Annotated in this window: 7 protein-coding genes; 5 read left to right on the forward strand and 2 right to left on the reverse strand. The window is 60.7% G+C overall.

What is annotated here, in order from left to right; all coding sequences use genetic code 11:
* Window positions 1–80: 80 nt before the first annotated feature.
* Window positions 81–1718 carry a trypsin-like peptidase domain-containing protein gene (locus VGN12_07465; protein ID HEY4309275.1) on the reverse strand — a complete coding sequence of 546 codons (1638 nt, stop codon included), beginning with the start codon at window positions 1716–1718 and terminating at the stop codon, window positions 81–83.
* A gap of 774 nt (window positions 1719–2492) precedes the next feature.
* Here VGN12_07465 and metG point away from each other — a divergent pair.
* From metG to VGN12_07485, 4 genes are all read left to right on the forward strand, one after another.
* Window positions 2493–4598: a methionine--tRNA ligase gene (gene metG / locus VGN12_07470; GenBank protein ID HEY4309276.1), complete on the forward strand. Its 2106-nt coding sequence runs from the start codon at window positions 2493–2495 to the stop codon at window positions 4596–4598.
* A gap of 75 nt (window positions 4599–4673) precedes the next feature.
* On the forward strand, window positions 4674–5360 hold the full coding sequence (locus tag VGN12_07475) for a VIT1/CCC1 transporter family protein (GenBank protein HEY4309277.1): 687 nt from the start codon (window positions 4674–4676) through the stop codon (window positions 5358–5360).
* 204 nt (window positions 5361–5564) lie between these two features.
* On the forward strand, window positions 5565–6269 hold the full coding sequence (locus VGN12_07480; GenBank protein ID HEY4309278.1) for an RluA family pseudouridine synthase: 705 nt from the start codon (window positions 5565–5567) through the stop codon (window positions 6267–6269).
* A 226-nt stretch (window positions 6270–6495) separates the two neighbouring features.
* Window positions 6496–7845 carry a POT family MFS transporter gene (locus tag VGN12_07485; protein HEY4309279.1) on the forward strand — a complete coding sequence of 450 codons (1350 nt, stop codon included), beginning with the start codon at window positions 6496–6498 and terminating at the stop codon, window positions 7843–7845.
* Between the two features lie 161 nt (window positions 7846–8006).
* On the opposite strand, the gene VGN12_07490 is transcribed toward VGN12_07485, so the two are convergent.
* Complete coding sequence (locus VGN12_07490) at window positions 8007–8789, reverse strand: hypothetical protein (protein HEY4309280.1); 783 nt, start codon at window positions 8787–8789, stop codon at window positions 8007–8009.
* A gap of 714 nt (window positions 8790–9503) precedes the next feature.
* Between VGN12_07490 and VGN12_07495 the strand changes: the two genes are divergently transcribed.
* The gene (locus tag VGN12_07495) at window positions 9504–11873 is read left to right on the forward strand and encodes a redoxin domain-containing protein (GenBank protein HEY4309281.1); all 2370 of its coding nucleotides are present in this window, start codon (window positions 9504–9506) and stop codon (window positions 11871–11873) included.
* Window positions 11874–11882: the final 9 nt, after the last annotated feature.

The following is an 11882-nucleotide window of genomic DNA, read 5'->3' on the forward strand; positions in this document are numbered from 1 at the left end:
GGACGTAATGACGAATGATCGAGTTCAACCCTTCGTCATTCGAATTTCCTGCGGCATTCGAACACCAGACATTGTCTCTTTCAGCGTAGTTGCGTCGTCGGCTGCCAGTTCCGCGCAGCGTCTGGGACCGGCGCCCTGACGGGCTGACTCGCCGGCGGTGTTTCGAGCGAAGTGAGACGCTTCGTGGTCTGACCGCGCCGCTCGGCCGATAGCTGGCGGAGCAGATCTTGCGAAGCACGATCGACGACCACGATCTCGCTCATCGAATGCGGATCCTTCAGCGGCCGCACGATGCAGATCACCTCGGCGTCACCGGATGCGGAACGAATCTTTTCCAAGACCGATCGCTCGGCAACGGTCAGCGGAGGATTCGCCATTGCTCCGCCGATGGGACCACGCGACTCCTCGGCACTCGTAGGCACAACGCGCGGCGCCGCACTATTCATATTCATGGCTGGCATATTGCGAGCCATCGATGTCGGCTCAGCACCAGTAGGTGCAACGGTCGCAGGGCCCGCAATCATTTGGGTGAGCCCCTTGCGAGCGAGTTCACCATGAATCGAGCCGATGGCGGCGTACAAGCCTTCGTTGTCCGCCGGATCAGCCGCGTTGCAGACGCCGATCAACAGGCCATCGGCCGTGAACAGTCCACCGCCGCTGCGCCCTTCGACCGGTTGACCCGCGACCTGAATATTCGGCGGCGGCAGGTATTTGTCGGTGGTCGTCACATGGCTATTGCGAACGCTCGGCTCGCGGCCATTGTCGCAACCGATGCTCAGCACCGCGTCGCCTGACTTGATGGCGTAGCCGGTCGGCGCCAGTCGCGCGACCGTGACTGGCACGCCGGGGCGAAAGCTGATCAGGCCCACGTCTCGTTTCAGGTCATAGCCGATGACCTGGCCGGGAACGTGCTTCGGCGCGCCAGGGCCGAAGAGATCGACCGTAATCTTGCCTTGCCCCTGCGAGTCGCGAAAAACGTGACCGCAGGTCAGTACCAAGGCTTCGCCCGCGCGGGCGTCGATAATGGTTCCCGAACCGACTGAGTTTCCGTCAGCATCGGCGATCCTGATCCGCACGCTCGATGCCAGGCAGCGTTCGGCCGCCGCAGTATTCTTCTCCAACGCCGAACCGGCAGCCGACAAGGCATCGCGATGCGGCCCCTGCGGTACGCTCGGTTGCGCCGTGATCAAGGGGTACGGGCTGCGCTCGCCGGGCAATGGCATGCTGGGCGGCATGGCAGCCGGCGGAGCGAACGCGCCTGGTTGACCGCCTTCGGGCGATTGTCCACCAGCGGCAGGTGGGCCAGGCATCGGCGTCGGTGGTTCGTCAGCGAAGGTACGCTCGCGGCCCGGGCGTGCGGCGGCCATTTGTGATGGCATTGGTGCGCCCGCGGGTCCGGCCATCGAGCCGGCGCGCTGCGCTTGAGTGAGCATTTGTTGCAAGCGAGCCTGGCTGACCGCACCGACGGCGCGGTCGACTTCCTGCCCGTTGACGAGCATGACGAAACAGGGAATCGCGGTCACGTGATAGCGCGCGACCAGATCGCGCTCGCGATCGAAATCAACTTTTCGTACTGGCTGCCCCTGAGCGGCCAAGGAGTCGACCAGCGGCGCCATTTGTTGACACGGTCCACACCAGGTGGCCGTGAAATCGAGCAACTCTGTCTGCCCAGCCCCCGTCATTGCGAGACACGCCACGACGGAATGCAGCAAATGCATGGATCCCTCCTTGGATCGTGCGATAAGCAGCGCGCATTGGTCCGTCGACATGCGGGGTCGGCGGCGCAAGGCGAGCCAACTGCGGGAGCAACCGGGAGATATGGGTCATCAGGTGTGGCAATCGTGCGATGGATCGCAACACACCAGCGAGGGCAACCTCCTTGTCGCCGTCACAAGCCGTCGGTGAACGTTTCGTTGCAGACCAGTGTCCTTACTGGCGACAAGCACGTGGTTAGTGTGCCTGCTGCGACGTCGGGTAAACGCTTCCGGCGACCACTCGAGTCCGTGACAAAGCGGCGACATCTTGCCTTTGTTAGGCAATTCTTACAAGGCCAACCGCGCCTTCAGTTCCGCTAGCTCGGCGAGGCAAATCCTCGCATTGCACGGCAGAAACGGCACGCACAGCTCTCCCTGTTCGAAAATGACTCACGCCTGTAACGAACTCGCCGAGCCGTTGTGCAGGTTCCATGCCGGACGGCAGTTGTTGGTAGGCAGTAACCGGTAGTCGGTTGTTGGCAGCCGGTAGCCGGCAGAACGCAGCATGGTCAGACGAGTGGCATTGCCGCGTTGTACGAGAGTTCGATGTTGTGCCCGTGATCCGTCCGATGATCGCTCTCCCGAGGGGGTACGACGTGGTATACAATTCCCCCACTCACGCGAGGGCGTGGACGCTAGCATACGGGCATGCGCCGATATTTAGACCGCGCCTTCTCAACCACCGACTTCCGGCAACCGCCTAACTGGTTACCGATTACTGACTACTAACTACTGCCCATGCGCCGCATCCTCGTTACCAGTGCTTTGCCTTATGCCAATGGCCACATTCATTTGGGCCATCTGGTCGAGTACATCCAGACCGATATCTGGGTCCGTTTTCAGCGGCTGCGCGGGGCGCAAGTCGTCTATATCTGTGCCGACGACACGCACGGCACGGCGATCATGATCCGCGCCCGGCAAGAGGGACGCAGCGAAGAGGCCGTGATCGCCGACATGCAAGCAGCGCACACGCGCGACTTCGCCGGCTTCGACGTCGTCTTCGACCATTACGGTAGCACGAACAGCCCGGCGAACCGTGAACTTTGCGCCACGTTCTGGAAATCGCTGCGCGGGGCGGGCCTGGTCAGCGAACGACCCGTGTCGCAACTGTTCGATCCGAAGGCGGGTACGTTCCTGGCCGACCGGTTCGTGAAAGGAACCTGCCCGAAGTGCAAGTCGCCCGACCAGTACGGTGATAGCTGCGACAAATGTGGTTCGACGTATTCGCCGACCGAATTGATCAACCCCGTGAGCACGCTCTCTGGCGCCACGCCCGAGTTGCGCTCGGCCGATCATTTGTTCATCAATACCGAGCAGTTGCGGCCGTTTCTCACCGAGTGGACGCAGAGCGACGATCACCTGCATCCCGACGTGGCCAAATGGCTGGCGGCGGCATTTTTATCCGAGCCGCTGCGCGATTGGGACGTGTCGCGCCCCGCGCCGTATTTCGGCTTCGAGATACCCGACTCGCCCGGGAATTACTGGTACGTCTGGTTCGACGCGCCAATCGGCTATATCGCGGCCAGCCGCGAATGGTGCGAGAAGCAGGGCGAGAATTTCGAATCGTGGTGGCGCAACGAGGCCACGGAAGTACACCACTTCATCGGCAAGGACATCACGTATTTTCACACGTTGTTCTGGCCTGTAATGCTGAAGGCGTCGGGCTTCAATCTGCCGCGCATGATTCATATCCACGGCTTCTTGACCGTCAACGGCGAGAAGATGTCGAAGACCAAGGGGACGTTCGTCCGCGCGGCGACCTACCTCGAGCATCTCGACCCGTCATACTTGCGCTATTATTACGCTTCGAAGCTGACACCCAAGCTCGATGATCTGGACATGAACCTCGACGAGTTCGTGTCCAAAATCAACAGCGACCTGGTTGGCAAGGTGGTGAACCTGGCCAGCCGCACGGCGCGGTTTGTCGAAGCGACCGGACTGGCGGCCAGGTATCCCGACGACGGCGGACTGTTCAGCGCAGCGGCCGCGGCCGGCGACGAAATCGCCACGGCCTACGACGCCTGCGACTACAACCGGGCCATGCGCGCGATCATGGCTCTGGCTGATCAAGCCAATAAATATGTCGAAGAGAACGCACCGTGGAATCTGCGCAAGGACCCCGCGCGTGCCACGGAGCTGCAAGAAGTCTGTACCGTGGCGTTGAACTTGTTCCGGCAACTAGTTGTGTACCTGTCGCCGGTGCTGCCAAGCCTGGCGCAGCAGGTTAGCACGCTCTTGAACCGGCCGATCGAGAGCTGGGATGAAGTGCGAAGGCCGCTGGTGGGAACAAAGATCAGCCGCTTTGAACATTTAATGAAACGAGTCGATCCTACACAGGTGGAAGCCATGATCAATTCGAGTCGTGAGGAAGCGCCTGCGGGAAAAGACGCGTCGAGCGCGGCAACTGCACCAACCAGCCCATCGTCAGCCACGACCGGCGCAGCATCCGAGGGCGCCGTGCCAGCGGGAACGTTTACCGACGGGCCCGAGGCGCTCGCCGCCGAACCGCTCACGCCGACGATCTCGTTCGATGAGTTCAGCAAAGTCGATTTGCGCGTGGCGCGCATTGTCGCCGCGCAAGAGGTGCCCAAGAGCAAGAAGTTGCTTCAGCTCACGGTCAGCCTAGGAGGCGAAGAGCGGCGCAACATCTTCGCGGGCATTAAAGAGGCTTATAAACCCGAGCAATTGGTCGGCCGGCTGGTGATCATCGCCGCCAATCTGGAGCCGCGCAAGATGACCTTTGGCATCAGCGAAGGCATGGTCGTCGCCGCCGGCCCCGGCGGCAGCGAAGTCTTCGTACTAAGCCCCGACACCGGAGCCCTGCCCGGCCAGAGAATACATTAGTAGGCAGTCGTTGCGACGCGTCAGCATCGCACGCATGTACTGCCTTCTGCCAACTGCCATCTGCCCACTACCGTCATGCCTCACATCGAACGTCACTTCACGGCTACTGAGATGGTGCGGGATGTCGTGATCGGAATGTCCGATGGGCTGACGGTGCCGTTTGCGCTAGCTGCGGGTCTGACCGGCGCCGTGGATTCGAATGCCATCATCGTCACGGCTGGATTGGCCGAGATCGCGGCCGGTTCGATCGCCATGGGACTGGGAGGTTATCTGGCTGCGCGCACCGACGCTGAGCATTACCATGCCGAACGAGCGCGTGAGTTGCGCGAATGTGAAACCGTTCCCGCGGTCGAGAAGGAAGAGGTGGCCGAGATTTTTCGCGACTATGGCCTGACACCAGAACAGACCGAACCGATCGTGGCCGCGATAAGTTCGAATCGCGACCGCTGGGTCGACTTCATGATGCGTTTCGAATTGGGACTCGAAGCGCCCGACCCCAGTCGGGCTCGCACGAGCGCCCTGACAATCGCCGGCTCGTACATCGCCGGCGGCTTTATTCCGCTGGCGCCGTATTTTTTTATGGCGTCAACGCATGCGGCGCTATTGGCTTCGGCCGGTGTGACCCTGGCCGCGCTCGCGGTCTTCGGTTTTGTGAAAGCGAGGCTGACCGGCATCAGCCCCTTCCGCGGTGGATTGCAAACCGTGCTCACCGGCGGGCTGGCCGCCGCGGCCGCCTTCGCCATCGCCCGCGCAATCGGGTAAAGCCGATCGGACGAAGATTTTGATCCGCAGATTGCGCAGATGATCGCATATTTGGAAACGCTTGCCGTCCCTCGAGACCCATCTGTGAAATCTGCGGATGGATCTTCTGAACTGCCGGTGCCGTGGCACGCGTGCTAGTCGGGCTCAACCCCCATCCTCTCTGCCCACTGCCCTCTGCCGACCGCTGACTCTACACTGGCACGCATGATCGACGATCAAGTCAAGCTGTTATACGAGGATGGGCCGGTGCTGGTGGTACGCAAGCCGGCCGGGTTGTTGACGCAAGCTCCGCCGGGCATTGATAGTCTCGAAGCTCGCATTAAGTCCTGGATCAAAGAGCGTGACAGCAAGCCGGGCAACGTCTATCTCGGCGTGCCACACCGGTTGGATCGGCCCGTATCCGGAACCTTGATCTTCGCGCGACACGTCCGAGCGGCACGGCGAATCTCGGAACAGTTCGAAGGACGCCTGGTGCGAAAAGTCTATTGGGCATGCGTCGCCGGCACGGTCACGCCCGAGGCCGGTACCTGGACCGATTTCGTCCGCAAGGTGCCCGGCGAACCGCGGGCCGAAATCGTGGCGGCGGATCATCCCGAGGGGCGCGAGGCTGTGCTGCATTATCGCATCCTGCAGGTCCGGCCGTGGGGCACCTGGCTGGCGATCGAACTGGAGACAGGCCGCACGCATCAGATTCGTGTGCAATGCGCCTCACGCGGCCACCCCGTCTTGGGAGATCAGCTCTACGGATCAACGACCGCGTTCGGACAGCAACACGATGACGAGCGACTACGGGCCATCGCCCTGCACGGCCGCAGCATCACGTTTCGCCATCCGATGTCGCAAGAAATGGTGTCGGTGACGGCGCCCCTGGCGGACGAGTGGGATGAGCTAGTAGCCGGTAGTCAGTAGCTAGTAATCTCCGCGAATGCCCTAGCGACTACTAGCTACCAAATACTAGTTACTAGCAGGCGGTCGAGACGCCCGCCCCCCTGACGGCGCCCTTGAACAGGAATTTGTGTTGTGCGACCATTCTGACCGGTCGCGCGCGACGCCCGCTTAACGATTCTTCGCCCCCGCTCGCCCGCGGAGCGAAGTTGCCCCACCTGCCACGACTCATCCTGGGAGCCGCCTGCCGATGTCGCAGAACTACCGCACCGTGCCGGAAGATACGCAGGGAATGCCCAGCGGTATTCCGTACATCATCGGCAACGAGGCGGCCGAGCGGTTCAGCTACTACGGAATGCGCTGCATCCTGGTCGTGTTCATGACCAGGTACATGCTGGACCGGCAAGGAGAGCTCGACCTGCTGTCCCCCGAGCAGGCGAAGGCCTATTACTCGTGGTTCCTGTCGAGCGTTTATTTTTTTCCCATTCTCGGGGCGCTCTTGGCTGACGGGGTGTTGGGGAAATACCGCACGATCTTTTGGGTGTCACTGATTTACTGTCTCGGGCACCTCGTGTTGTCGATCGATGCGACGCGCGGAGGGCTGTTCTTGGGGCTGGGGTTAATTGCCCTGGGCTCAGGCGGGATCAAGCCTTGCGTGTCGGCCGTCGTCGGCGACCAGTTCGGGCCCAGCAATCAGAACTTGCTCGAAAAAGTATACGGCTGGTTTTACTTCTCGATCAATTTTGGATCGATGTTCTCGACGATCCTCATACCTGAACTGCTCGAACATTACGGGCCGCACGTGGCCTTCGCCGTGCCGGGCATCTTGATGGCCTTGGCGACGTTCATCTTCTGGCTAGGACGACACAAGTTCGTACACGTGCCGCCGACGGGGTTGAGCTTTTTGCGCGAAGCGTTCACGCCCGCCGGGATGCAGGCGCTGCGCACACCATTGATCGTGACGCTGTTCGTGGCCGTGTTCTGGTCGCTCTACGATCAAAGCAGCTCGGCTTGGGTCTTACAGGCCGAGAACATGAATCGCAACGCCTTCGGCAAGGAATGGCTGGCGTCTCAGACGCACACCATGAATCCGATCTTGATCCTGATCCTGATCCCGATCTTCGCGTACATCGTCTATCCGGCGCTGAACCGGATCATCCCGCTGACCCCCACGCGGAAGATCACGATCGGCATGTTCGTCACGGGGCTGTCCTTTGCGATCGCTGGCTGGATCGAGACGATGATTCAGCGCGGCGAGACGCCACACATCGCCTGGCAACTGCTTGCCTACATCGTGCTGACTTCGGGCGAGGTGATGGTGTCGATCACGGGGCTCGAGTTCTCGTACACCGTTGCGCCCAAGAACATGAAGTCGATCGTGATGGCGATCTGGCTGTTGTCCGTCTCGCTGGGCAACGCCGTGACCGCGGTGGTGAATACCGTGATCCAGAACGAGGACAAAACTAGCAAGCTGCCGGGCGCCGAATACTATTGGTTCTTCACCGGCTTGATGCTAGCGGCGGCCGTCGGGTTTGCCCTGGTGTCGCTGACATTCCCGCGCGGGGAATCTCGCGGCGAAGAAAATCTCTCGTCGGCGTAGGATGAGAGCCACTATCAAATGCAGCGAGCATGAGAATGTTCGCTGCATTTGAGGGCGTGATACGGATCCGCAACGCGTCTAGCGTTGCCCACCGTTCTTTTTAAGCTCGAGCATGACGCGCTCCGCAGCGCGAAAGTACTCCGCCGGAGTGGTGACGATAGTCACTTTCCGTTCGGCGGGCGCTTTGGCTGCTTGGTCCGTTCCGCTTCGGACGACCTTTGGTGCAGCGTTTTGACTTGCCATTCATTTGCCTTCTGATGGGGATGTTTGACTTCGTAAAAGGAACTCAAAAATGTTGCTAGCGTATCCGCAAAAATCGCGCCCAGGTTGAATACGGGAGACGAGTGCAATTCCTCCAGGTATTCCGCGGCACGATTCTGATAGTCAAAAATTTCCGGTAATCCGGCGAACGTACCAACCTTCGGGGAATCAAACATCAAAAAACCAATATAACCCATGTCCTGTCCGTCGCACGTCCGCGGGTATCGCAGGGGCAAGACAAGAACAGATTGGTAATAGTTCGACCAATTCTCGCGGCCACATCGAAAGCGCGTGCCTTGCTTCTTGAGGTCGTTGCAGCAGAAGCAAGTGAAGTCTCTGCTCCATAAAGTGACTCCGTCGCTCATTCCCAACAGCGAAGCGAAGGTTGTACTCGATGTGACCAGGTCTCCGTCGTCGTCGCCGAGCTTGCTGGGCCGCTCGTCAAATGGCTTTGACCTTCCCAACGTCGCGACGCGCCCTTCTTCGCCATCGGCCTCCATCAACTTGAGCGAACAGTGCAAGTGGTTTGCCGGAACCTTCAACAGCCGCGACATCGACCGTCGGCAAGCGGTGCAAGTGTCGATGGCCATCATCGCCGTTGCTTGGAAATTGCCGTCTAGATTCCTCATCTGGCTGGCAAGATGCCGCATGCCATGCATCACTTCCAAATGCATCGGCTTCAAAACCGCATTGGCTCGATCATATCGCCATCGCCTGAATAGTTTTCGACGTTGAACCCAGTCATAAGCGCCGACGGCCCATGACCCGACCGTGACCGCTTGTCCGACCTCCATTGGCAGTCCCTCGAGTTAGGAGTAATTCCGCAATTAGAATCGTTCCTTTGGGGAGTCCGCAATGGAGGTAACCTACTATTCACCGTCACATTCCTCGGGTTGTTGGTTGCGCGGCCGCAGGTCGTAGCAATCGCAACGATACATCAGAGCGCGGCCTAATTCCTATGCCGAATGCTCGACATTGCACACGACAAGTCAAGGATCGACTCATCTGCTGAGGTGCTGTGTAGTAGTAAACAACTATGACCAGCGGCAGGGCAGATCGTGAGCCGTCGCGCGTTCGCGCTGGCTCGACGCCGTACGCCATGACGCCGGCGCTTTCGCGAACCCTGCGGCGTGCTGGCACGTGTTACGCCCTCATTGGCGAGCGGGCGGCGGGGCTAAAAAGCCCGACGCTCCGTCTAATATCGCGGCGTTGCCAACGAATTAGGTGGTGACTGATCCCGCGAACACTTGACGCCGGCGGCGATAGCCTCGCGTCAATGACTGCTTGACGATCCCCTGCAGAGGCCGAATTCCCGGGTGTACGCCTGGGAATCTCTGGCGAGGCGTTCGGCCCTCTGCTCGATTGATGCCCCCTTTTTTGAAGGACGTGAGGTTCCCATGCGATACTTCTGGCATTCGCTGGCCGTGGCGGCTTTGGCTGCCCCGTCGCTGGCCCTGGCCGCCGCGCCGGCCGGTAGCACCTCTGGTGCCGACAAGCAGAGCCTGGCGCCGACGAAAGTCGCCTCGTTCACGCTCAAGGATTACCACGGCCAGACGTTCGACCTCGACGCCGCGGCCAAGGACAAGATCGTGGTGCTGGCATTCCTGGGCACCGAGTGTCCATTGGCCAAACTCTACGCGCCACGCCTGGCCGAACTGGCGAAACAGTACGAGTCGCGGGGTGTCGCGTTCGTAGGCATCGACGCGAACCGGCAAGACGCGGTAACCGAAATCGCCGCGTATGCTCGGCACCACGGCATCGAGTTCCCGATCCTCAAGGATTTAAACCAGACGATCGCCGACCGCGTGGGCGCGACGCGCACGCCCGAGATCGTCGTGCTCGATCGTGGACGTACGATTCGCTATCGCGGCCGCATCGACGATCAATATGGCCTGGTGAAGAACGCCAACTATCAGCGCAAGGAACCGTCGCGCCGCGATCTGGCCGAAGCTCTGGATGAAATTCTGGCCGGCAAAGAAGTCTCGCAGCCCGCGACCGAAGCGACCGGCTGTTTGATCGGCCGTGACCGCCAACCGACCACCACGAGCAACGTCACCTACACGAAGCACGTCGCGCGAATTCTCAACGAAAATTGCATCTTCTGTCATCGGCAGGGACAGATCGCGCCGTTCACCCTGACCAGTTACGAGGACGCCGCAGGCTGGGCCGGCATGATCGAAGAAGTCACACAGGCCGGCCGTATGCCACCGTGGCACGCCGATCCGCATTACGGCCACTTTCAAAACGACGCTCGCCTGAGCGACGACGACAAGGCCACGATCGCCCGCTGGGTAGCTGCGGGCGCGCCGGAAGGTGATCCTAAGGATCTCCCCGCGCCGCCGAAACTTGCCGAAGGTTGGATGATCCCCGAGCCGGACCAGGTCATTTACATGGCCGAAAAGGCGTACGATGTGCCGGCCACGGGCGTGGTCGAATACCAGATGTTCACCGTCGATCCGGGCTGGAAAGAGGACAAGTGGATCAGCGCCATCGAACCCCGGCCGGGCAACACTTCGGTCGTGCATCACATTTTGATCTTCGTGCTTCCGCCCGATGGGCGCGGAACCGGCGGGCTGGGGAATGGCAACGATTTCACGGGTGCCTTCGCGCCGGGGGCGCGTCCCGAGCCCTTGCCGCTGGGCATGGCCCGCAAGGTGCCGGCCGGCTCGAAGCTCATCTTTCAGATGCACTACACGCCCAACGGCACCGCGCAACAGGACCGCAGCTATCTGGGCGTGAAGTTTGCCGATCCCAAAACCGTGAAGCAGGAAGTCGTGGTCACAAGCGCCGTGAATTTCGTCTTTCAGCTTCCGCCAGGCGCCGATGACGTACCGGTGAACTCGCGCTACATCTTCAAGCGCGATACGTTGCTGTTGACGATGATGCCGCACATGCATCTACGCGGTAAGGCGTTTGATTACGTCGCCACGTATCCTGACGGAAAGAAGGAAACGATCCTGTCCGTGCCGGGATACGATTTTGGCTGGCAGACGAGCTATTGTTTGGACGAACCGAAGCTGCTGCCCGCCGGTACACGGCTGGACTGCCACGCCCACTTCGACAACTCGGAGCATAACCTGAACAACCCGGATCCGAAGGCCACGATCGGTTTCGGCGATCAGACGTTCGAAGAGATGATGATTGGCTTTTTCGAAATGGCCGATCCGCATCAAGACCTCACCAACCCCACCGCACAGCAGCAGCCCACCCGCGTGCAAGATTTCTTGACCGTGCTGCGTGCCACGGGAGGTGATCCAGACGACAATCTGAAAGCCGCCACGCATTTGGCGCTCTCGGATGCCGAGTGGTTCGGCCGGTTCGGATTCATCCTGCCGGTGACGGTGCCACAAGTCGATCGAGTCTGCCTCACCGTGGTCGACGATGGCAAAGTAACGCAGAAGTACGGACCCTTTACGGGCAATCGCAACCCCGATCCCACGGCCCCCGCTCCGCCCGAGACGATGCGCAGCAAGCTGCCCCCGGTCGCTGCGGCTGACGAGCCGCTCGCGAAGTACGCCGCAGGGGATAAGCCCGTCGTGATTGCCGACTTGTCGAAGGAAAAGGGAGCGATCTTTACGCTTATGGTCGCCCGCGGGGCGAAGTCGAGCCTGCACGTGCCGATGAGAATCGGCGATTCTCGTGCGACGATCAACTTCTGGAGCACCGAGCCGGATGCATTCCCGCAGCCGGCCGTGCAATTGCTGTCGGCCTTGTCGCAAGCCATGGCCGCGGCGCAGACCAAGCCCGAGAGCGCCGCGGGAAGATAGTCGCGCCGT

This window comes from Pirellulales bacterium (assembly GCA_036499395.1).
In the GTDB taxonomy this organism is placed as follows: domain Bacteria; phylum Planctomycetota; class Planctomycetia; order Pirellulales; family JACPPG01; genus JACPPG01.